Origin of the sequence: Paracoccus litorisediminis (genome assembly GCF_009711205.1) — a bacterium.
GTDB lineage: Bacteria > Pseudomonadota > Alphaproteobacteria > Rhodobacterales > Rhodobacteraceae > Paracoccus > Paracoccus litorisediminis.
Genome location: NZ_WMIG01000001.1, coordinates 718,413 through 738,952, shown reverse-complemented (window position 1 = coordinate 738,952; position 20,540 = coordinate 718,413). Strand labels below are relative to the sequence as shown.

The window sequence follows — 20,540 nt, the reverse complement described above, 5'->3', positions numbered from 1 at the left end:
CCGGAATTCGCGAAAGCGTGAATACAGTTTGGTGTCCGGGCCCCTCTGGCGAAACGTGGCGGCACGTTCGTGATGTCGGCACCGATCTTTGACCAGCCGCCTGGACCTTAGTTCTCACATGCAGCACGGAAGCAACCCTCTCGCGGGGGGAAACGCGAATGGAGCCCAATCCTCAACCCTCAGCTATTTCCGCTGGTCCTTCATCGTCACGGCCATCGGCCTGGCGCTGGGCGCGGTGCTTGGCTGGCAAGCGACCGGAACCGTCGGCGGGACGCTGTCGGTCTTCTTCATCTGCGCCGTGCTTGCGGTGCTTGAGATCTCGCTGAGCTTCGACAACGCCATCGTCAACGCCAACAAGCTCAAAGACATGACGCCGGAATGGCAGCATCGCTTCCTGACCTGGGGCATCGTCATCGCCGTCTTCGGCATGCGGATCGTCTTCCCGCTGCTGATCGTCGTGGTCGCGGCCAATATCGGCCCGTGGCAGGCGATGGTGCTGGCAGCGACGCAGCCTGACCAGTATTCGGCCATCATGCATGACGCGCATCTGCCGATCGCGGCCTTTGGCGGCACCTTCCTGATGATGGTCGGCCTGTCCTTCTTCTTCGACCATGAAAAGGACGTGCACTGGGTTCGCTGGCTTGAGGACAAGATGCAGCGCTACGCCACGATTCGCGGCATCGAGGTCGCGATCGTTCTGGTCACCGTGCTGATCTTCTCGCGCTTCCTTGGCGAGGCCGAATCCGAGGTCTTCTTCCGCTCGGCCATTTGGGGCCTGCTGACCTTCCTTCTAGTCGAGGTTCTGGGCGGTCTTCTGGACAGCACGCAGCAGCAGACGCTGCAGGCGGGCGCCAAGGGCGGTCTGGGTGCGTTCCTGTATCTGGAAGTTCTGGATGCCTCGTTCAGCTTCGACGGCGTGATCGGTGCGTTTGCGCTGACCCACAACCTGTTCATCATCGCCATCGGCCTTGGCATCGGCGCGATGTATGTCCGCTCGATGACCATCATGCTGGTCGAGCGCGGCACGCTGGCCGAGTACCGCTTCCTGGAGCATGGCGCCTTCTACGCGATCATCGCGCTGTCGATCATCATGTTCGTGCAGCCCCTGATGCATATCCCCGAGGTCATCACCGGCCTTGGCGGTGCGACGCTGATCGGGATCTCGCTGTGGTCGTCGATCCGCTGGAACCGCAAGAAGGTTGCCGAGGGCTAAGGCCTTCGCCCCGATGAAATGACAGGGCCGCCCTTCGGGGCGGCCTTTTTTCGTCGAATTTTGACATGGCGCTGCTAGCCTTGGCGCGGGTTCATCGGTTCGGGGCGCGGGTTTGCGGTATATTTTCCTTATTGGGCTGGCGCTGGTGACGGCGGGTTTGCTGCTTCTGGCATTTCGTTGGCGCGGTGGTGCATTGCCGCGTCTGGGTCTGGTGGTGCTGGCCATTGCCATCCTGCTGGGGGGCGCGTGGCGGCTGATGCCGCAGGCGATGCCGCGCCATGACGACGGTGCGGATGTGCGGGCGCTGTATCAGGAACCGCGGGTGCTGCCGCAAGGGCCGCAGCGGATCTATCACCTTGGCCACAGCCTTGTCGGGCGCGACATGCCCGCGATGCTGGCGCAGCTGGCTGGACATGACTACGCGCTGCAGCTGGGCTGGGGCGCGGCGTTGAGCGAGCATTTCAAGGGGCCCGAGGCCGTCAACGGCTTCGATCAGGAAAACGCCACTCCCCATTACCGCGACGCGCATCAGGCGCTGGCCAGCGGCGAATACGACGCCTTCGTCATGACCGAGATGGTCAGCCTGCGCGATGCGATCCTGTACAAGGATTCGCTGGCCGCCGTCGGTAAATGGAGTGCCGAGGCGGTGGCCGGAAACCCGGATATCGATCTGTTCCTGTATGAAAGCTGGCACAATCTGAAGGACCAGCCCGATTGGCTGCAACGGATTCCCGGCGATCTGGACGGGCTGTGGAGCCAGCTTCTGTGGTCCGCCGCGCGCGGGGTCGGGCGTCCGGTCTGGCTGATCCCGGCGGGGCAGGTCATGGCGCGGCTGGTGACTGAGGCCGAATCGTCGGGCGGTATTGCCGAACTCAAGCGCCGCGAGGATCTGTTCAGCGACGATATCCATGTGAACGATCTGGGCGTCTATCTGGTCGCGCTGACGCATTACGCGGTGATCTATGGCAAAAGCCCGGTCGGGCTGCCGTATCAGCTGAAGCTGGCGGATGGTTCGGATGCCCGCGCGCCGTCTGCCGAATTGGCGCGGCGGATGCAGGAAACTGTCTGGCAGGTAGTCACCTCGCAGCCGCTGACGGGTCTGTGAGGCGGGGGAACCCGAACCGGCTGCCGGGCGTAATCCCTGAGAAAGGCGGCATGTTGTCGCGCATCTCAAGGAAAGGAATACGTGATGAAGTTCCTGTCCGCTGCCCTTGTTCTGGGCGTGATCCTGACTGTTTCGGCCTGCGGCGAAAACGCCACGACCCGCGCCGCAACCGGTGGAGTGGGTGGTGCCGTGGTCGGTGGGCCTGTCGGTGCCGTGGCGGGCGCCACGGTGGGCGCGGCGACGGCCAAGTAGGGCTTAGTCGCCCCGGCCCGGTTGCAGCATCAGCGCCAGCCAGTCACGGATGCCGCGCAGGGCTTCGGCCTCATCCAGATAGGGGATATGGCCGCGATCGGGGACCTCGGCAAAGATCATGTCGGGGCGGCGCGCGCACATCTGCGCCGCGATCTCGGGTGACAGCAGGTCGGAATTCGCGCCCCGGATCAGGGCCAGCGGCAAGCCATCCGCGGCGTTGAACAGCGGCCACAGGTCGATATCGGGACCGTTGAAGCCTTCAAGGAAGGATTGGCGCAACTCGGGGTCGTAGCTGATCTTGAGCCCATCCGGGGTCGCAATGTAATGGCGCGTTGCCTCGGACAGCCAGCGGCTGTCGGGGACATTCCGGAACTCGGTCATCAGGCGGGGCAGCTTACGGGCCAGTTCCTCATGGGTCTTGGCGGCGGGGTTGCGACCCACATAATCCTTGATCTTTTCCAGTCCCGGACGATGCAGGATCGGGCCGACATCGTTCAGGCACAGGCCCAGCATCCGGTCCTTGGCGGTCGCGGCCAGATACATGCCGATAATGCCGCCGCGCGAGGTGCCCAGCACCGCGGCCTTGCCGACGCCCAGATGGTCCAGCAGCTCCAGCGCGTCCTGCGCCTCGCGCTGGACGGTGTAGCTGGCGGCCCCTGTCCATTCCGATCCGCCCCGACCGCGATAGTCGGGCCGGATCAGCCGCACGCCCTGCAGATGCGGGGCCAGATAGTCGAAATCGGCGCCGCTGCGGGTCAGCCCCGACAGCGCCAGCACCGGCAGTCCCTGACCCTGATCCCGAAAGGCAAGGCGGGCGCCGTCACTGACGGTGAAGTGGCTGACATCCATCACAGGTTTTCCGAATGCGGCATCCCCAGCACGTGATAGCCACCATCGACCAGAACGATCTCGCCGGTGGTGCAGGCACCCCAGTCTGAACACAGCCAGACTGCCGTGCCACCAATTGCTTCCAGCGTGGCATTGGCGCGCAGGGGCGCATTCGCCTCGGTATGGCGATAGGTCTTGCGCGCGCCACCGATGGCCGCGCCCGCCAGTGTCTTCATCGGGCCGGGGCTGATCGCATTGACGCGGATGCCCTCGGGGCCAAGGTCGTCGGCCAGATAGCGCACGGCCGATTCCAGCGCGGCCTTGGCCACGCCCATCACGTTATAGAACGGCGTCACCCGGTTCGAGCCGCCATAGGTCAGCGTGATGATCGTGCCGCCATCGGTCATCAGCGGCCGCGCACGGCGGGCCACGTCGATCAGCGAATAGCAGGAAATCGTCAGCGAATTCTTGAAGTTATCGCGCGAGGTATTGATGAAGCGCCCGGCAAGTTCGTTCTTGTCGGAAAACGCGATGGCATGGACGACGAAGTCCAGCTTGCCCCAGCGCTTCTCGATCTGGCCAAAGGCCGCGTCCAGCGATGCGTCGTCATTCACGTCCACGTCGACAAGGAAATCCGAGCCGACCGACTGGGCCAGCGGCTCGACCCGTTTGCCGAACGCCTCGCCCTGATAGGAAAAGGCCAGTTCCGCGCCCTGATCGGCCAGCGCCTTGGCAATGCCCCATGCGATAGAGCGCTCATTCGCGACCCCCATCACGAGACCGCGTTTGCCCTTCATCAAATCCGACATGTTTCTTATCCGTTGTATCTGGACAGCAGCATCGAGCCATTCGTACCGCCAAAGCCGAAGGAGTTGGTCATAACCGTATCCAATCCGGCATTTTCGATCAGGCGCGTTGCAATTTCGCCTTCATGAATGGCGGGGTCCAGCGTCTCGACGTTGATCGAGGGCGCGATGAAGTCATTGTCCAGCATCAGCAGGCAGTAGATCGCCTCTTGTGCGCCGGTGGCGCCCTGGCTGTGGCCGGTCATCGACTTGGTCGAGGAGATCAGCGGGGTCGAGCCTTCGCCAAAGACGCGGCGGACGGCCTGAACCTCGCCCACGTCACCGACCGGGGTCGAGGTGCCATGCGCGTTGATATAGCCGACCTTGCGGCCCGGCTGCAGGGTTTCCAGCGCCAGACGCATCGCGCGCTCGCCGCCTTCGCCCGAGGGCGCGACCATGTCATGCCCGTCCGAGGTCGCGGCATAGCCGGTGACTTCGGCGTAGATCTTGGCACCGCGGGCTTTCGCGTGTTCGAGTTCTTCAAGAACCAGAATGCCGCCGCCGCCCGAGATGACGAAGCCGTCGCGGTTCGCGTCAAACGCGCGCGAGGCCTTTTCGGGCTGGTCGTTATACTTGGACGACATCGCGCCCATCGCATCGAACAGGCAGGACAGGGTCCAGTCCAGTTCCTCGGCACCGCCAGCGAACATGATGTCCTGACGGCCGAAAGCGATCTGCTCGGCGGCGTTGCCGATGCAATGCAGCGAGGTCGAGCAGGCCGAGGTGATCGAATAGTTCACGCCCTTGATGCGGAACGCGGTCGACAGGTTGGCCGAGATGGTCGAGCTCATGCATTTCGGCACCGCGAAAGGCCCGATCTTCTTGGGCGCGCCCGAGTTCAGCACCAGCTGATGCGCCGCGAACATGCTGGAGGTCGACGGCCCGCCCGAACCGGCGATCAGGCCGGTGCGCGGATTCACCACGTCGCTTTCCTCAAGGCCTGCATCGGCAATGGCCTGCTGCATGGCCAGATAGCCATAGGCGGCACCCGGACCCATGAAGCGCAGCACGCGCTTGTCGATCAGTTCCTTGGGGTCCAGCTTGACCGCACCGGCAACCTGACTGCGGAAGCCGTATTCCTTCATGTCCTCATTGGCGGTGATGCCGGATTTTCCGGCCTTCAACGCGGCAAGGACTTCGTTCTTGTCGTTTCCGATGCTGGAAACGATGCCTAGACCAGTGACGACAACGCGGCGCATGGGGGCTCTCCTGAATTCGGTGGTGAAGTCAGCTTTCCGACAGCGCGACTTTCATGTCTTTGACCAGATAGATGACTTCGCCATCTGCCTCGACGCGACCATCCGCGACGCCCATGGTCAGGCGGCGGGTCTGCACGGCTTTGGTGAAGTCGACGTAATAACGCAGCATCTTGCGATCCGGGCGGACCATGCCGGTCAGCTTGACCTCGCCCACGCCAAGCGCGTAGCCGCGGCCGGTCCAGCCCCGCCAGCCCAGATTGAAGCCGGTCAGCTGCCACAGCCCGTCAAGGCCAAGGCAGCCCGGCATGATCGGGTTGCCGGGGAAGTGGCAGGAAAAGAACCACAGGTCCGGGTTGATGTCGAATTCCGCGACGACATGGCCCTTGCCATGCAGCCCGCCATCGCCCGAGATCTCGGTGATGCGGTCCATCATCAGCATCGGCGGCTCGGGGAGCTGCGCGTTGCCGGGGCCAAACAGCTCGCCACGGGCACAGGCCAGCAGGTCGTCCTTGTCAAAGCTGGTCCGGGTCATCGTCATGCGCGCTGGTCTCCTCGATGGAAGTCGGGTCAGAATATGCTGCCGCACCGGGGAACCCGGCACGAAACTTGCGCAGGGTCTACCATTCAGCCCGCCAGAGGCGCAAGGGTTGCCGGTTTACGCCGGGTTAACCATCAAATCCTCAGGCTGTGCTGAGAATTCGCGCTTAGAACCACTGGCCGGGCTCCATCAGTCCGAAATCCATCAGCTGCTGGGAATGCCAGCGGAAGGGCTGCGAATTGCGCCAGGCAAAGCTGCGGATTTCGCGACGAGATCCGGGATTGCGGGCCAGCGCCTTGGCCACGCGGAATGATGCCATGGCCGCGGTCAGGTTATGATGCCACGGACAGGAATAGGTGTTGTATTCCGCAACGTTAAATCGGTGATCGGGCAGAATGCGCAGACCGGGCTGAGTGCGAAACAGCGCGATCCGGTCGATCCGGCGGCGGTCGGCGGGAATATGTTCCTCAAAGCGCCAGCGCAGCCCGCCGTGGAAGTCCAACTGCCGTTCCAGAAAGTTGCCGTCGCGGTCCTTGCGGCCAAGGGCGAAATAGCCGCTGCGGTCGAACATCGCCTCGTTGATGCTGACCGCGTCGGGGAAGCGTTCCAGATCGGGGGCGTAAAGATCGACGACATAGGTCAGCATCGCCCGCCGGCGTTCCTCGGCGTGAAAGGCCAGCATCTCGCCGACGGTGCGGTGTTCCGAGAAGGGATAGAACAGGAATTCGGCGTTGTAGCCGTAATGCAGCCAGGTATCGGTGGGCACCGCGTCGATCATCGCATTGACGGCTGCGACATGTGCGCGGGGCTGACGGGCGTCGAATTGCAGGTTGACGATGCGGCCATCGGGATCGTCGGGCAGCGCATGCGGGGGCAGCGGTTCATTCGACAGCGCGAGGATCAGCCGGAAGCCGCATTTCAACTGATGGGTCAGCGTCTGCATGACGGCTGCGGAATCCTCGATCAGCAGCAGGGCGATCGGGCCTTTTTGCAGGCGGTCAGGGGACTGGGTCAGGAATTCGGCAAGGGGCGGATGGCTCATTGACGGCGGCTCGGTTTGTTCGCGCGGGCATCATCTATGCATGGGGTTGGTCCGGGGTAAAGCCGACTTTGCCCCGAAAGCCGTCACGGACCGGTGCGAAACCTGCCCGTTGCCAAGCGAATCCTGTTGAAATGAGCGATTTGCACGACTATCTAACCGCGCAAACAATTTGGCCATGTAAGGATCACAGCCATAGCCCGCAGACCGCATAACGCTCCGCCCACCCGCGACACCGGCCCCCGCGTCAACGACCGCATTCGAGTCCCCGAAATCCGCCTGATCGGCGCTGAGGGCGAGAATATCGGCGTAGTGACGCCCGCCCGCGGGATGGAGCTTGCACAGGACGCCGGGCTGGACCTGGTCGAGATTTCGCCCAATGCCGTGCCGCCGGTCTGCAAGATCATGGACCTCGGCAAGTTCAAGTATGAACAGCAAAAGCGCGAAGCCGAAGCCCGCAAGAAGCAGAAGATCATCGAGATCAAGGAAATCAAGTTCCGTCCCGGCACGGATACCCATGACTACGAGGTCAAGATGCGCTCGGTCATGAAGTTCCTGACCGAGGGTGACAAGGTCAAGGTGACCCTGCGCTTCCGTGGCCGTGAAATGGCGCACCAGCAGCTGGGGCTTGAGCTTCTGAACCGCGTGGCCGGCGATGTCGGCGAAGCGGGCAAGATCGAATCGATGCCCAAGCTTGAAGGGCGTCAGATGGTCATGATGATCGCTCCGAAGTAAGGCAGGAATATGGCGGCGGATGTGACGATTCTGGTTCTGCGTGAACCGGGCGCCGATACGGCGCTGCCCTTGCCCGAATACCAGACCTCCGGTTCCGCAGGCGCTGACCTGCGGGCCGATCTGGGCGGTGTTGAGCTGGTGCTTGAGCCCGGCCAGATCCGCCTCGTGCCCACGGGCCTGCGCGTGCAGATCCCCGAAGGGTTCGAAATGCAGATCCGCCCCCGCTCCAGCCTTGCGCTGAAGCATGGCGTGACCCTGCCCAATACGCCCGGCACGATCGACAGCGATTACCGCGGGCCGTTGGGCGTCATCATGATCAACCTTGGCCAGCAGCCCTACACCATCCAGCATGGTGAGCGCATCGCGCAGGCGGTGGTCGCGCCGGTGACCCGCGCGCGCTACGTGATGGCCGAGGCGCTTGAGGAAACCCTTCGCGGCGCGGGCGGTTTCGGCTCGACCGGCCGGGCCTGATTTCATGCTCATCCTGATTGCGATGGCTGCCGTGCTTGCCGCGGGGGCCATCCTTGGCTGGCCTGCCGTTCGCGGCTGGGCTATCGTCGCCCTGCTTTGGGCGGCGAGCGTCCTGCTGCTGGCCGTCGCGCCGGGTTCCGGTGCGGCGCGTCTGGTCGGGGGCGACCTGCGGCTCTGGCTGCTGGGCGGGGGCATTGTCGCCATCGTTCTGGCCTACCGCATGGCATTGCGCCACCTGCACAGAAAGGCGATCCCCTTGCCTGAGACCAAACCCGCCGCCACCCCTGCCGGTCCGCTGTCTGACGCCGAGCTTGACCGCTATGCCCGCCATATCGTCCTGCGCGAGCTGGGCGGTCCCGGTCAGGCGGCCTTGCGCCGGGCACGGGTGCTGATCGTGGGGGCCGGGGGGCTGGGCGCGCCGGTCTGCCTGTATCTGGCCGCCGCTGGGGTCGGGCGGATCACCGTCGCCGATGACGACCGGGTCAGCATCTCGAACCTGCAACGTCAGGTGATCTTTCGCGTCAGCGATGATGGCCAGCCCAAGGCCGGGGCCGCCGCCGGGGCGATGCGCGCCCTGAACCCCCATGTCACCGTGACCGCGCTGGATCGTCGCATCGCGGATGCCGATGCGGGTCTGATCGCGGAACATGATCTGGTGATCGACGGCACCGACACTTTTGCCGCGCGACAGGCGGTCAATGCGGCCTGTGTCGCGGCGGGTGTGCCGCTGATCGCAGGCGCAATCGCGCAATGGGAGGGGCAGGTCACCGTCTGGGACCCCAAGCGCGGCGCGCCCTGCATGAGCTGCATCTTTCCACAGGCCCCCGCCGCCGGTCTGGCCCCCGCCTGCGCCGAGGCGGGCGTGGTCGGACCATTGCCGGGTGTCATCGGCAGCATGATGGCGCTGGAGGCGATCAAGATCATCGCCGGTGCGGGTGAGCCTTTGCGCGGGCGGATGATGATCTTTGACGGGCTGTGGGGCGAAAACCGCACCATGAAACTGTCGCGCCGCGCCGATTGCCCGGTCTGCGGCTCTGGACATTTCCCTCAGGGGTGAAACACTCGCGGGCAACCATTCAGGAGGCCCCGCATGAACCCCGAACTGACCAACTGGACCGGCACGCTGGGTCTGCCGCGTTTCGACCTGATCTCGGATCAGGATTTCGCCCCCGCCTTTGACACCTGCCTGCAACTGGCCGGTGAGGCAGTCGAGGCGATCGCCGCCAACCCCGAACCGCCCAGCTTTCAGAACACCGTCGCCGCGCTGGAAACCGCCGAGGATCCGCTGAACCGGCTTTGCGCGGTTTTCTACACGCTGGCTGGTGTCGATTCGAACCCGGCGCGCGAGGATCTGCAGCGCCAGATCGCGCCCCGTCTGGCGGCGCATGGCTCCAAGATCAGCATGGACCCACGCCTGTTCGACCGGGTCGAAGCCGTGATGCAAGAGAAGGACGCGCTTGCCCCGCAGGATCGCCGCCTGACCGAACTGACCCTGCGCGGATTGCGCCGCTCGGGAGCCGGTCTGACCGGCGAGGCGCGCGACCGCATGGCCGCGATCCGTGAACGTCTTGCGGTGCTGTCCACCGATTTCGCCCAGAACGTGCTGGCCGATGAGCGCGACTTCACCATGGCCATCGCCGATGACCGGCTGGCGGGCCTGCCTGACTGGCTGCTGCGCGCGATGCGGGCCGCCGCCAAGGAACGCGGGCTTTCGGGCCAGATCGTGACGCTGAACCGCTCGCTGATCGTGCCCTTCCTTGAACATGCGGGCGACCGCGCCCTGCGCGAACTGGCATGGCGGGCATGGACCGCACGGGGCGACGGTTCGGGGGCAGGCGGTGCCAAGACCGACAACCGCCCCATCGCCGCCGAGATCCTGCAACTGCGCCACGAACGCGCCCAACTGCTGGGTTACGCCGATTTCGCCAGCTACAAGCTCGAGCCGGAAATGGCCGGCAGCGCCGAGAATGTCGAGGCGCTGCTGCGTCAGGTCTGGGACCCCGCCAAATCCCGCGCTGAGGCCGATGGGCGCCAGCTTGAGACCATGCTGAACGATGACGGCGTCAACGGCGCGCTGGAGCCCTGGGACTGGCGCTTCTATGCCGAACGCCGCCGCAAGGCCCTGCATGATCTGGATGATGCCGCGGTCAAGCCCTACCTGACGCTGGATGCGATGATCGGCGCGGTGTTCGACACCGCGAACCGCCTGTTCGGGCTGGAGATGCGCGAGTTTCAGGCCCCGCTATGGTCGCCCGATGTCCGCGCATGGGAAATCACCCGTGACGGTCGCCAGATGGCGGTGTTCCTTGGCGATTTCTTTGCCCGGCCCAGCAAACGCTCGGGGGCGTGGTGTTCGTCGTTGCAGCAGCAGCACCATATCGGCAAGGGGCAGCGTCCCATTGTCGTCAACGTCTGCAACTTCACCCCGCCCGAGCAGCCCGGCGCGCCCGCCTATCTGTCATGGGATGATGCGCATACGCTGTTCCACGAATTCGGCCATGCGCTGCATCACATCCTGTCGGATGTCGGCTGGCCCTCGATTTCGGGCACGTCCGTGGCGCGGGATTTCGTCGAACTGCCCAGTCAGTTGTTCGAGCATTGGCTGGAACAGCCCGAGGTGCTGGACCGCCATGCCCGCCATGCCGAAACCGGAGAGCCGCTGCCCGCCGCCCTGCGCGACCGCATCCTTGCCGCCCGCAATGCCGATTCCGGCTTTGCCACGACCGAATATCTGGCCAGCGCGCTTGTCGATCTGGATTTCCATCGCGGCCAGCCTCCGGCCGATCCGATGGCCCGTCAGGTCGAGATCCTGAAGGAACTGGGTGCGCCTGCCGCCATCCCGATGCGCCATGCGACGCCGCATTTCGCGCATGTCTTTTCGGGCGATGGTTATTCGGCGGGCTATTACAGCTACATGTGGTCCGAGGTCATGGATGCCGATGCCTTTGAGGCCTTCATGGAAAAAGGCGATGCCTTTGACCCCGAAACCGCCCGGAAACTTGAGGAATGGATCCTTTCGAAGGGGGATTCTCTGCCCGCTGATGAACTTTGGTTGAAATTCAGGGAACGAAAACCGGGGGTTCACGCTTTGTTGAAAGGACGCGACCTTATTGAGGTTGCCTCATGATTCAACGGGAGAAACGAGATGACACGGACCACGCTGCTCTTTGCCTTCGCCGCTGCCGCAACCTTGGTGGGCCTTGCCGCCTGCGATCAGGTCGCTCCCGTCAAGCCCGAACCGACCCCTGGTCCGGTGGCACAGTCGAGCGCGCTGAACGGCACCTATAATCTGTTGAAGTCGCAATGCGATAACGTGACCAGCGACAAGAGCCTGGTGATCGACGGCAACAAGTTCAGGTTCCCTGCTGCGACCTGCACCGCTACCGGCTCGACTCAGGAAATTGGCAAGACCCGCGTCACCCTGTCCTGCGAAGGCTCGCCTGCAGCCGGCAACCGGGTGGTCGATCTGCAGACGCTGCCCGACGGCACGCTGCGCATGACCGAGGATTCGATCACGCTGACCTACTTCCAGTGCATGAAGGCCTCGGCCAGCTCCAGCTCGCTGATCGGTCAGTCCATGTAGGATCGTCGTCCGGCACGGGTCGCCCATGGGGCGGCCCGCATCGGGCGCGGTATCACTCGCGGGTTTCGTCCGCGTCGACGCCCCAGATCGTGGATTTGGGCACCCAGCCCTTTTCCCCACCGCCCGAAACGCGGCACCATTCGGGGTTGCATTCGTGCAGGCGCACGATGGCCCCGGCTTCGGCACGGGCGACGACATCGGCGCGTTCGTCGGGCTTGGCCAGCAGTTCAAGCATGTCCTTGCGCACGATCGCCGTCCGGACCCCTGACAGAAGCGAATAATGCACCCAGCCGCCCGCGCCGTCCTGATCCTCGACCCGGCGCCAATGGCCGAATTCCGCGACCACCCGCAGCGGCATCCCGGCATGGCGGAACACCCAGTCGATGCGATGTGACAGGCTGGGACCGCGGCGTGCATTGCCCTCTCCGCCTTTCAGGCTGACATAGCGGGGCAGGGGCAGGTTGGTGACAGAGCCTCGATGCGGGTCGCGCTGTCCTTCGGCATGGCGGCTGATCTCGGCATCGGCAGAGACTTCGGGGATCTGCTGCGCATCCAGATTCTCGCCCGGATCGGTGGCCTGTGCCTGAACCCCTGTGGCCAATCCGACACCCAGTGCCAGAGCCGCAAGGCCCGCCAGAACCATTCTGTGATTCATCTGCCCGTCCTGTTCTTCCGGGGTCTTGTGCCCGCCCCTCGACGCAGGCACTTTGCCAAATGAGGCCCGGCTTGGGAAGACAGCAAGGGCCACGAGGGGGAGAGAAGAGCCATGCCAGCCACAGGCCCGGCCGATGCGCGGCTGAAGGTCTTCGTGACCCGCCGTCTGCCCGAACTGGTCGAAACGCGGATGGCCGAACTGTTCCATGTCGTCCTGAGCGACGAGGATCGCAAGCTTTCCCGCGAGGAACTGCTGGCCGCCATGCAGGATTGCGATATTTTCGTGCCCTGCGTCACCGATCGCATCGACGCCGAGATGCTGGCGGATGTCGGCGACCGGCTGAAACTGATCGCGAATTACGGCGCGGGCGTCGATCACCTTGACGTGAGGGCGGCCTGTGCGCGCGGGATCTCGGTCTCGAACACGCCGGGTGTGGTGACCGAGGACACCGCCGACATGACCATGGCGCTGATCCTGGCCGTGACCCGCCGTCTGCCCGAGGGCATGGCCGAGATGCAGGAGGGCAGCTGGCAGGGCTGGTCGCCGACCAACCATCTGGGCGGGCGCATCGGCGGCAGGCAGCTGGGCATCCTTGGCATGGGCCGGATCGGTCAGGCGGTGGCCCGCCGCGCGCGGGCTTTTGGCATGGGTGTGCATTACCACAACCGCCACCGCCTGCGCCCCGAGGTCGAATCCGCGCTGGAAGCGACATGGTGGGAAAGTCTCGACCAGATGCTGGCGCGCGTGGATATCGTCAGCGTGAATGCGCCCCATACGCCGGCGACCTTTCATTTGCTGAATGCCCGCCGTCTGAAGCTGATGAAACCGACGGCGGTGGTGGTGAACACCTCGCGCGGCGAGGTGATCGACGAAAACGCCCTGACCCGGATGCTGCGCGCCGGCGAAATCGCGGGTGCAGGCCTTGATGTGTTCGAACACGGCCATGACATCAACCCGCGCCTGCGGGCGCTGCCCAATGTCGTGCTGCTGCCGCATATGGGCTCGGCCACGGTCGAGGGGCGTATCGAGATGGGCGAAAAGGTCATCATCAATATCAAGGCTTTCATCGACGGCCACCGGCCACCGGATCTGGTCCTGCCCAATATGGTCTAGGGCGCGCGCGGCGTTTGCGTCCGTTCCGTCGCTGATTTGCGTCATGTCGTTTTTCGGCGACAGAATGTCGCGGGCGTCATGCCGGTCAGGCCGCGCGCTCTGTCACAACTCGGTCAGGGAAGCTCGCGCGCGAAAGGAATGCTGGCCATGAATACCCATGTGAAGGCTCTGGTGGTCGGAGGCGGCGCGGTCGGCTGCGGGATCGCGTTGCATCTGGCGCGCGCTGGCTGGGACACCATGCTGGTTGAGCGCGATGAACTGACCGCGGGCTCGACATGGCATGCGGCGGGGCTGCTGCCCTTGTTCAACATGGGCTATGCGACCGGCCATATCCACGACTACTCGGTCAAGCTTTATGCCGGGCTTGAGGCCGAGACCGGGCTGAATGCCGGTTTTACCCGCTGCGGCAACCTGCGCATGGCCCAGACCGACGCGCGGATGGACGAATACCAACTGTATTCTGCCACCGCCGAGACCATCGGGGTCGAGCATGAATTTCTGACACCCGCGCAGATCAAGGAGCGCTGGCCGCTGGTCCGCACCGAGGATCTGAAAGGCGCGCTGTTCCACCCGACCGACGGCTATATCAACCCTGCCGACGTGACGCAGGCGATGGCCAAGGGCGCGCGCATGGCTGGCGCGCGGATCGAGCGGCGGATTCAGGTCAACGGCTATCTGTGGACCGGTGACGAATGGATCGTCACCTGCGAGCGCATGGTGGAAAAAGGCGGCAACCTGATCCCCTCGGGCGAGGTGTTCGAAATCCATGCCGAACATGTCGTGACCGCGACCGGCAACCACGCGCAGCGCACGGCGCGACTGCTGGGCATCAAGATCCCGGCGATTCCCGTGGAACACCAGTATATCGTGACCGAGCCCGACCCGGCGCTGGCCGCATGGCGCGCGGCAGGCAATCCGGAACATCCGGTCCTGCGCGATGCCGATGCAAAATGGTATGTGCGCGAGGAGCGCGGCGGCTGGATCCTTGGCCCCTATGAACGCAACGCCCCGGCGCGCTTCCTGTATGACGTGCCCGAAAGCTTCCGCGCCGATCTGTTCCCGCTGGATCTGGAGCGGATCGAGGAAGAATACATGTCGATGATCCACCGGATTCCGACCTCGGAGACGGTGGGTCTGAAGGACGATTTCAACGGCCCGATCTGCTACACGCCGGACGGCAACCCGCTGGTCGGTCCGGCACCCGGCCTGCGCAACATGTGGCTGGCCGAGGGCTTCAGCTTTGGCATCACCGCCGCTGGCGGTGTCGGCCATTACCTTGCCCAGATGATGACGGCGGGCGAGGCCGAGATCGACATGGCCGCCCTTGACCCGCGCCGCTTTGGCGGTTGGACGACCACCGAATATGCCGCGAAAAAGAACGAGGAATGCTATGAGCATGTCTTCGTCCTGCACCATCCCGATGAGGAACGCGAAGCCTGCCGCCCGCTGCGCACCGCCCCTGCCTATGATCGCCAGATCGCGGCAGGCGCGCAGATGGGGCAGGTGAATGGCTGGGAGCGCCCGAACTATTACGCCCCCGCCGGTTTCGACGACCATGCCGCGCGCAGCTTCCGTCGCGGTGGCTGGTGGCAATTTGCGAAAGCCGAGGCCGAGGCGATCCGCCAGACCGCCGGCCTGATCGATGCCAGCGCCTTTGCCAAGCATCGCGTGACCGGTCCCGGCGCGACGGCTTTCCTTGACTGGTTCACCACCAACAAGCTGCCCAAGGTCGGGCGCATCAACCTGACCTATGCCCTGACCGAGACCGGCACCACGCGCACCGAATACACCATCGTCCGGCTGGCCGAGGATGACTACTATCTGATCTCGGCGGGGGCATGGACGGATTACGACTCGGACAACCTGCGAAAGCTGGCCGAGGAGAAGCGCGTCGCATTCGGGCAGGTGATCGTGCAGGACATCACCACGCAATGGGGCGTCTATGCCATTGCCGGGCCGAACAGCCGCAAGATCCTGCAGGAGATTGTTCGCGACGCCGATCCGGCGACCGTCCTTGGCAACAAGCGCTTCCCGTGGCTGACGATGCGCAATATCGAACTGGGCATGTGCCCGGTCCGCGCCATTCGTGTCGCCTATACCGGCGAGCTGGGTTGGGAGCTGCATTACCCGATCGAGTTTGGCCGCTACCTGTGGGACCTGTTGCTGAAGGCTGGTGAGAAACACGGGCTGAAGCTGGTCGGCGCGCGGGCGCAGAACTGGCTGCGACAAGAGAAATCCTATCGCGCCTTTGGCACCGAACTGGGCCGAGACGCCACGCCGCTTGAAGCCGGGCTGGACCGCTTCGTCGATCTGGACAAGGACTTCCGTGGCAAGCAGGCGATGCTGGACAAGGGCATTCGCAGCAAATGCGTGACCCTGCTGATCGACGGGCCGGACGACGCCGATCCCTGGGGCCGCGAGGGGCTGTTCCTGGACGGCACCCGCGTCGGGCGGCTGACCTCGGGCGGGTATTCGGCGGCTTTCGGCAAGCAGATCGGCATGGGCTATGTCCGCCCCGATCTGGCCCAGCCGGGGACGAAGCTGAAGGTGCGGATGCAGCTTCAGCTATGGGACGCGGTGGTGACCGAGGACAGTCCCTATGACCCGGAAAACAAGGTGATCCGCATCGACGGCTGACCTGATGCAAAGGCCCGCCCGCAAGCGGGCCTTTTGCGCCACATGCGGGTCGGCTATGCGCCGGGGCTTGGTTGACCCGTTGAAAGACGCGGTATAGGTCCAACGCAAGCGAGGACGACCTCCCCCGTTCACCGGGCTGTTTTTGTTCGGGACGACCCGAGATTTCCGGAGGTCATGATGCGCAAGGTCGGCGATCGCATTCGTCACGCACTCAGCTTTGAAATTCTTGGCCTGCTTATCGCCACGCCGCTGGGCGCGTTGCTTTTTCACATGCCGGTGCATGAGATGGGCGTGGTCGCGCTGGTCGGTGCCACCATCGCGACGACGTGGAATTTCATCTATAACTACGTCTTCGACGTGATCTTGCAGCGTTTCACCGGAACGACGCTGAAAAGCGGCGTGGTCCGCATCTTTCACGCGGTCCTGTTCGAGGCGGGTCTGCTGCTGATGCTGCTGCCCTTTGTCATGTGGTATCTGGGCGTCACGTTCTGGCAGGCGCTGGTGATGGATATCTCGTTCGCGGTCTTCTACATGGTCTATGCCTTCGTGTTTAACTGGGCCTATGACCGGATCTTTCCGCTGCCGGAATGGCAGACGGCCTCATCCTCGCAGCGTCTCTAGGCGCCTTTCCAGCTCGGCATGCAGGCTTTGGCGTTCCTCGGGTGACAGGAACGCCCCCAATTCGATCTCGCGCTTGCCGTCGGTCAGGACAAGGTAGTCCTCGACCGGGCCGTTATGGCGTAAAGCCACGCGGACCCAATAGGGATTGGTCTGCCAGACCCGATCCGGCCTGCCGGGGTCGGAACGCGTCAGGGTCAGATTGCCCCGATCAAGCAACATGACCTCTCGCATGCCCGCGTCGCGATAGCTGCGGCTTATGGCATGCCACAGCCCCCAGACCGCCAGACCGGCAAAGGGCAGCAACCCCCATAGTTCCGGCGTTCCCAGCAGGGCCAGCAGCGGCAGCGCCAGCCCGGCGGCGGTCAGCGCGATCACCCAGACGAAACCCCGTCGGGGCAGGGACCGATAGGGCCAGACCTCCAGACGAAAAATGGCCCCGGATCGCTCCGGGGCCATGTTTTGCCATTGGTAAGGCATCGCGGGATCAATGCGCGTGGCTGCGATCCCAGTCTTCCTGCTTCGGCAGCGTCTCGAACGTGTGTTCGGGCGGCGGCGAGGGCAGGGTCCATTCCAGCGTATCGGCATGCTCGTTCCAGTAGTTCGGGACGTTCACGCGCTGACCCCGGAACAGGGTGTAGAAAACGATGCCGATGAAAAACAGGAACGAGGCGAACGAGATATAGGCCCCGATCGACGAGATGTTGTTCCAATAGGCAAACTCGACCGGATAGTCGATGTAGCGGCGCGGCATGCCCTGACGGCCCAGGAAATGCTGCGGGAAGAAGATCATGTTCGAGCCAAGGAACATCATCCAGAAATGCAGCTTACCCGCCCATTCCGGATATTGCCGGCCCGACATCTTGCCGATCCAGTAATAGACCCCGGCAAAGATCGCAAAGACCGCGCCCAGCGACATCACGTAGTGGAAGTGGGCCACGACGTAATAGGTGTCGTGATAGACCCGGTCCAGCGGGGCTTGGCTCAGCACGACGCCGGTGACGCCGCCCACGGTGAACAGGAACAGGAAGCCAAAGGCCCAAAGCATCGGCGTCTTGAACTCGATCGAGCCGCCCCACATCGTCGCGATCCACGAAAAGACCTTGATGCCGGTAGGCACGGCGATGGTCATGGTGGCCAGCATGAAATAGCTTTGCTGGGTCAGCGACATGCCGACGGTATACATGTGGTGGGCCCAGACGACGAAGCCCAGGATACCGATCGCGGCCATGGCCAGAACCATCGGCAGATAGCCGAAGATCGGCTTCTTGGCGAAGGTCGAGATGACGTGGCTGATGATGCCAAAGCCCGGCAGGACGATGATGTAGACTTCCGGGTGGCCAAAGAACCACAGGATGTGCTGATACAGGATCGGGTCGCCGCCGCCGGCGGGATCAAAGAAATGCGTGCCGAAGTTGCGATCCATCAGCAGCATGGTGATGGCGCCCGCCAGAACCGGCAGCGACAGCAGGATCAGCCAGGCGGTGATGAAGACCGACCACGCAAACAGCGGCACCTTGAACAGGGTCATGCCCGGCGCGCGCATGTTCAGGAAGGTGGTGATGATGTTGATCGCGCCAAGGATCGACGACGCCCCCGAAACGTGGACGGCAAAGATCGCAAGGTCCATCGAGTAACCGGCCTCGGTCGTCGACAGCGGCGGATACAGCACCCAGCCCACGCCCGAACCCGGCTGGTCGCTTCCCCCCGGAGCAAGCAGCGAGGCGATGCCAAGGCAGACGCCGCAGACATACATCCAGTAGGACAGGTTGTTCAGGCGCGGAAAGGCCATGTCCGGCGCACCCAGGTGCAGCGGCATGAAATAGTTGCCGAAACCGCCGAACAGCGCCGGAATCACCACGAAGAACATCATCAGGACGCCGTGATAGGTGATCATCACGTTCCAAAGATGGCCGTTCGGGGTGCATTCCGCCGAGGCGTCGGCGATGAAGCGCGCGCCCTCAAGGCACATGAACTGCACGCCGGGATGCTGCAGTTCCATCCGCATGTAGACGGTGAACGACACCGAGATCAGGCCGACGAGACCGGCCGTGAACAGGTACAGGATACCGATATCTTTGTGATTTGTTGACATGAACCAGCGGGTGAAGAAGCCGCGGGTGTCATGATGGTCTCCGTGGCCGTGAACGGCTGCGTCTGCCATGCTGAACTCCCTAAACATGCGCGGGCCGGCCGTTCGGGGCCGACGGACTCGGCTCAAGTTCTAGAATGAAAAATCTGACCCGGCAATCGCGGCTGCTGCTGCCAAGAGCGTTCCCAAGGGTGACGAGGCACGCTGGGAACGCCCCTGTTGCAGGACCGCGACAGGTCGCGAGGTCAGTTGGTCGCCGGAGCCGCTGCCGGGGCCGCCGCTGCATCCGCCGCGGGGGCTGCACCCGCCTCGGGCGAATGCTGGGCAAGGAACGCAACCACGTCGGCCTGATTCTTGGCCATCTTGAAGGTCATCTTGGTCTTGAGCGTCTTATCCCCGACCTTTTCTTCGACATATTTGTTCGGGTCGGTGATGTAGGCGGCCAGATCATCGGTGGTCCAGACCTCGCCGGCCTCGCCCAGTTTCACCAGCGCGTCGGAATACTTGAAGCCTTCCTGGGTCCCGGCCTTGCGACCGACGACGCCGAACAGGTTCGGGCCGGTCTTGCCGCCCTTGACCACATCCGTGCCGTCGGGCGACTGGATCATGTGGCAGGCCTTGCACTTCTTGAACTCTTTTTCGCCATTCGCGGCGTCCTGAGCCATGGCCGGGGCAGCAAGTGCGACGGCGGCGAGCGTGGCGAAAATGGTCGTCTTCATGGCATTTCCTCTGGGTCGTTGTCCTGAAAGCGGATGGGACCTCTCCCTCCCCCTGATGCGAATTGGCTATCATGGGCGAGGGCGTCAGGATACCGTCAAAAAGTCGCAAGAAGCGTAAAGCTGCTTGTTGGTGCGGGATAAAATCAGCCTTGGATCGGCGGGAAATTCTGCGGAAAGGTTCGCATCAAGGCCACGTCCAGATCGTCCAGCCCGACAGGGTGGCCCAGATCGACAAGGCTGGTCACGCCATGACCCGAGATTCCGCAGGGCACGATGCCCGCGTAATGCGTGAGGTCGGGCTCCACGTTGATGGAAATGCCGTGGAAGCTGACCCATTTGCGCAGCTTGACGCCAATGGCCGCGATCTTGTCTTCGCGCATCGTGCCGTCGGGCAGGGCGGCCTTGTCGGGGCGCGCGATCCAGACGCCGACGCGGCCGTCGCGGATTTCGCCCTTCAGGTTGAATTCGGCCAGCGACTGGATCACCCAGTTCTCCAGCGCGGCGACAAAGGCGCGGATGTCGCGCCCGCGGCGGTTCAGGTCCAGCATGACATAGACGATGCGCTGGCCCGGCCCGTGATAGGTATATTGCCCGCCGCGCCCGGCCGCGTGGACCGGAAAGCGCGCGTCCAGCAGGTCGTCAGCTTTCGCGCTGGTGCCAGCGGTGTAAAGCGGCGGATGCTCGACCAGCCAGATCAGCTCATCAGCCTCGCCCGCGTGAATGGCGGCGGCGCGCGCCTCCATGAAGGCGACGGCGTCGTCGTAATCGGTCAGTCCGGGGGCGGTGATCCATTCGGTCATGGCCGTCATTTGGCGGCAAAGCGCGCCCGCTGCAAGAGGGGCGGCGCTATGATGAATCCTGCTCATCATCATTGTGCGGATGTTGAATTTCACTAAAT

At 63.8% G+C, this 20,540-nt stretch carries 21 protein-coding genes; 11 read left to right on the top strand and 10 right to left on the bottom strand.

Annotation, left to right across the window (positions count from 1 at the left end; translation table 11 throughout):
* Positions 1 to 118 precede the first annotated feature (118 nt).
* From GL300_RS03750 to GL300_RS26130, 3 genes are all read left to right on the top strand, one after another.
* On the top strand, positions 119 to 1,213 hold the full coding sequence (locus GL300_RS03750) for a DUF475 domain-containing protein (protein ID WP_155038206.1): 1,095 nt from the start codon (positions 119 to 121) through the stop codon (positions 1,211 to 1,213).
* 112 nt (positions 1,214 to 1,325) lie between these two features.
* Entirely contained in the window at positions 1,326 to 2,318 is a 993-nt protein-coding gene (locus GL300_RS03745; protein WP_155038205.1) for a hypothetical protein, read from the top strand.
* A gap of 84 nt (positions 2,319 to 2,402) precedes the next feature.
* The gene (locus tag GL300_RS26130) at positions 2,403 to 2,570 is read left to right on the top strand and encodes a hypothetical protein (protein WP_170297592.1); all 168 of its coding nucleotides are present in this window, start codon (positions 2,403 to 2,405) and stop codon (positions 2,568 to 2,570) included.
* A gap of 3 nt (positions 2,571 to 2,573) precedes the next feature.
* Here GL300_RS26130 and GL300_RS03740 read toward each other — a convergent pair whose 3' ends face one another.
* The 5 genes from GL300_RS03740 to GL300_RS03720 all read right to left on the bottom strand — a co-directional run bounded on the left by GL300_RS03740 (position 2,574) and on the right by GL300_RS03720 (position 7,022).
* Positions 2,574 to 3,419 (bottom strand): alpha/beta fold hydrolase, encoded by an 846-nt coding sequence (locus GL300_RS03740; protein WP_155038204.1) that lies wholly within the window; start codon positions 3,417 to 3,419, stop codon positions 2,574 to 2,576.
* Entirely contained in the window at positions 3,419 to 4,207 is a 789-nt protein-coding gene (locus tag GL300_RS03735; RefSeq protein WP_155038203.1) for an enoyl-ACP reductase FabI, read from the bottom strand. The genes GL300_RS03740 and GL300_RS03735 overlap by 1 nt, the downstream gene beginning before the upstream one ends.
* 5 nt (positions 4,208 to 4,212) lie before the next feature.
* A complete protein-coding gene (gene fabB / locus GL300_RS03730; RefSeq protein ID WP_155038202.1) occupies positions 4,213 to 5,442 on the bottom strand; it encodes a beta-ketoacyl-ACP synthase I in 1,230 nt (409 codons plus the stop codon).
* A 28-nt stretch (positions 5,443 to 5,470) separates the two neighbouring features.
* On the bottom strand, positions 5,471 to 5,980 hold the full coding sequence (gene fabA / locus GL300_RS03725; RefSeq protein ID WP_155038201.1) for a bifunctional 3-hydroxydecanoyl-ACP dehydratase/trans-2-decenoyl-ACP isomerase: 510 nt from the start codon (positions 5,978 to 5,980) through the stop codon (positions 5,471 to 5,473).
* A 166-nt stretch (positions 5,981 to 6,146) separates the two neighbouring features.
* Entirely contained in the window at positions 6,147 to 7,022 is an 876-nt protein-coding gene (locus tag GL300_RS03720) for a glycosyltransferase family 2 protein (protein ID WP_155038200.1), read from the bottom strand.
* A gap of 183 nt (positions 7,023 to 7,205) precedes the next feature.
* Between GL300_RS03720 and infC the strand changes: the two genes are divergently transcribed.
* Genes infC through GL300_RS03695 form a run of 5 tightly spaced genes read left to right on the top strand, consistent with a single transcriptional unit; the run spans position 7,206 to position 11,808 of the window.
* Positions 7,206 to 7,754 (top strand): translation initiation factor IF-3, encoded by a 549-nt coding sequence (gene infC / locus GL300_RS03715; protein ID WP_425495922.1) that lies wholly within the window; start codon positions 7,206 to 7,208, stop codon positions 7,752 to 7,754.
* 9 nt (positions 7,755 to 7,763) lie between these two features.
* Positions 7,764 to 8,225: a dUTP diphosphatase gene (dut, locus tag GL300_RS03710; RefSeq protein WP_155038199.1), complete on the top strand. Its 462-nt coding sequence runs from the start codon at positions 7,764 to 7,766 to the stop codon at positions 8,223 to 8,225.
* Between the two features lie 4 nt (positions 8,226 to 8,229).
* Positions 8,230 to 9,282: a HesA/MoeB/ThiF family protein gene (locus GL300_RS03705; protein ID WP_155038198.1), complete on the top strand. Its 1,053-nt coding sequence runs from the start codon at positions 8,230 to 8,232 to the stop codon at positions 9,280 to 9,282.
* 33 nt (positions 9,283 to 9,315) lie between these two features.
* Positions 9,316 to 11,352 carry a M3 family metallopeptidase gene (locus GL300_RS03700; protein ID WP_155038197.1) on the top strand — a complete coding sequence of 679 codons (2,037 nt, stop codon included), beginning with the start codon at positions 9,316 to 9,318 and terminating at the stop codon, positions 11,350 to 11,352.
* A gap of 18 nt (positions 11,353 to 11,370) precedes the next feature.
* The gene (locus GL300_RS03695; RefSeq protein WP_155038196.1) at positions 11,371 to 11,808 is read left to right on the top strand and encodes a hypothetical protein; all 438 of its coding nucleotides are present in this window, start codon (positions 11,371 to 11,373) and stop codon (positions 11,806 to 11,808) included.
* Positions 11,809 to 11,860: 52 nt separating this feature from the next.
* Here the strand turns inward: GL300_RS03695 and GL300_RS03690 are convergent, their stop codons facing one another.
* On the bottom strand, positions 11,861 to 12,463 hold the full coding sequence (locus GL300_RS03690; protein WP_155038195.1) for an SH3 domain-containing protein: 603 nt from the start codon (positions 12,461 to 12,463) through the stop codon (positions 11,861 to 11,863).
* Positions 12,464 to 12,574: 111 nt separating this feature from the next.
* Between GL300_RS03690 and GL300_RS03685 the strand changes: the two genes are divergently transcribed.
* From GL300_RS03685 to GL300_RS03675, 3 genes are all read left to right on the top strand, one after another.
* Entirely contained in the window at positions 12,575 to 13,576 is a 1,002-nt protein-coding gene (locus GL300_RS03685; RefSeq protein ID WP_155038194.1) for a 2-hydroxyacid dehydrogenase, read from the top strand.
* A gap of 147 nt (positions 13,577 to 13,723) precedes the next feature.
* Positions 13,724 to 16,213, top strand: coding sequence for a GcvT family protein (locus tag GL300_RS03680; RefSeq protein ID WP_155038193.1), 2,490 nt, complete (start codon positions 13,724 to 13,726; stop codon positions 16,211 to 16,213).
* 177 nt (positions 16,214 to 16,390) lie between these two features.
* Positions 16,391 to 16,834 carry a PACE efflux transporter gene (locus GL300_RS03675; protein WP_155038192.1) on the top strand — a complete coding sequence of 148 codons (444 nt, stop codon included), beginning with the start codon at positions 16,391 to 16,393 and terminating at the stop codon, positions 16,832 to 16,834.
* Here GL300_RS03675 and GL300_RS03670 read toward each other — a convergent pair.
* The 4 genes from GL300_RS03670 to lipB form a co-directional block, all read right to left on the bottom strand.
* Positions 16,814 to 17,311 (bottom strand): DUF2244 domain-containing protein, encoded by a 498-nt coding sequence (locus GL300_RS03670; RefSeq protein WP_155038191.1) that lies wholly within the window; start codon positions 17,309 to 17,311, stop codon positions 16,814 to 16,816. The two genes, GL300_RS03675 and GL300_RS03670, sit on opposite strands and share 21 nt — an antisense overlap.
* A 7-nt stretch (positions 17,312 to 17,318) precedes the next feature.
* Complete coding sequence (ctaD, locus tag GL300_RS03665) at positions 17,319 to 18,995, bottom strand: cytochrome c oxidase subunit I (protein ID WP_155038190.1); 1,677 nt, start codon at positions 18,993 to 18,995, stop codon at positions 17,319 to 17,321.
* A gap of 173 nt (positions 18,996 to 19,168) precedes the next feature.
* Positions 19,169 to 19,642 carry a c-type cytochrome gene (locus tag GL300_RS03660; protein ID WP_155038189.1) on the bottom strand — a complete coding sequence of 158 codons (474 nt, stop codon included), beginning with the start codon at positions 19,640 to 19,642 and terminating at the stop codon, positions 19,169 to 19,171.
* A 143-nt stretch (positions 19,643 to 19,785) separates the two neighbouring features.
* The gene (gene lipB, locus GL300_RS03655; RefSeq protein ID WP_394206457.1) at positions 19,786 to 20,514 is read right to left on the bottom strand and encodes a lipoyl(octanoyl) transferase LipB; all 729 of its coding nucleotides are present in this window, start codon (positions 20,512 to 20,514) and stop codon (positions 19,786 to 19,788) included.
* Between the last annotated feature and the right edge of the window lie 26 nt (positions 20,515 to 20,540).

Excerpts from the sequence above, each read along its gene's own strand:
- GL300_RS03750 (WP_155038206.1), top strand. The coding sequence starts at position 119 with ATGCAGCACGGAAGCAACCCTCTCGCGGGGGGAAACGCGAATGGAGCC.
- GL300_RS26130 (WP_170297592.1), top strand. The coding sequence starts at position 2,403 with ATGAAGTTCCTGTCCGCTGCCCTTGTTCTGGGCGTGATCCTGACTGTT.
- GL300_RS03740 (WP_155038204.1), bottom strand. The coding sequence starts at position 3,419 with ATGGATGTCAGCCACTTCACCGTCAGTGACGGCGCCCGCCTTGCCTTT.
- GL300_RS03735 (WP_155038203.1), bottom strand. The coding sequence starts at position 4,207 with ATGTCGGATTTGATGAAGGGCAAACGCGGTCTCGTGATGGGGGTCGCG.
- fabB (WP_155038202.1), bottom strand. The coding sequence starts at position 5,442 with ATGCGCCGCGTTGTCGTCACTGGTCTAGGCATCGTTTCCAGCATCGGA.
- fabA (WP_155038201.1), bottom strand. The coding sequence starts at position 5,980 with ATGACGATGACCCGGACCAGCTTTGACAAGGACGACCTGCTGGCCTGT.
- GL300_RS03720 (WP_155038200.1), bottom strand. The coding sequence starts at position 7,022 with ATGAGCCATCCGCCCCTTGCCGAATTCCTGACCCAGTCCCCTGACCGC.
- dut (WP_155038199.1), top strand. The coding sequence starts at position 7,764 with ATGGCGGCGGATGTGACGATTCTGGTTCTGCGTGAACCGGGCGCCGAT.
- GL300_RS03705 (WP_155038198.1), top strand. The coding sequence starts at position 8,230 with ATGCTCATCCTGATTGCGATGGCTGCCGTGCTTGCCGCGGGGGCCATC.
- GL300_RS03700 (WP_155038197.1), top strand. The coding sequence starts at position 9,316 with ATGAACCCCGAACTGACCAACTGGACCGGCACGCTGGGTCTGCCGCGT.
- GL300_RS03695 (WP_155038196.1), top strand. The coding sequence starts at position 11,371 with ATGACACGGACCACGCTGCTCTTTGCCTTCGCCGCTGCCGCAACCTTG.
- GL300_RS03690 (WP_155038195.1), bottom strand. The coding sequence starts at position 12,463 with ATGAATCACAGAATGGTTCTGGCGGGCCTTGCGGCTCTGGCACTGGGT.
- GL300_RS03685 (WP_155038194.1), top strand. The coding sequence starts at position 12,575 with ATGCCAGCCACAGGCCCGGCCGATGCGCGGCTGAAGGTCTTCGTGACC.
- GL300_RS03680 (WP_155038193.1), top strand. The coding sequence starts at position 13,724 with ATGAATACCCATGTGAAGGCTCTGGTGGTCGGAGGCGGCGCGGTCGGC.
- GL300_RS03675 (WP_155038192.1), top strand. The coding sequence starts at position 16,391 with ATGCGCAAGGTCGGCGATCGCATTCGTCACGCACTCAGCTTTGAAATT.
- GL300_RS03670 (WP_155038191.1), bottom strand. The coding sequence starts at position 17,311 with ATGCCTTACCAATGGCAAAACATGGCCCCGGAGCGATCCGGGGCCATT.
- ctaD (WP_155038190.1), bottom strand. The coding sequence starts at position 18,995 with ATGGCAGACGCAGCCGTTCACGGCCACGGAGACCATCATGACACCCGC.
- GL300_RS03660 (WP_155038189.1), bottom strand. The coding sequence starts at position 19,642 with ATGAAGACGACCATTTTCGCCACGCTCGCCGCCGTCGCACTTGCTGCC.
- lipB (WP_394206457.1), bottom strand. The coding sequence starts at position 20,514 with ATGATGATGAGCAGGATTCATCATAGCGCCGCCCCTCTTGCAGCGGGC.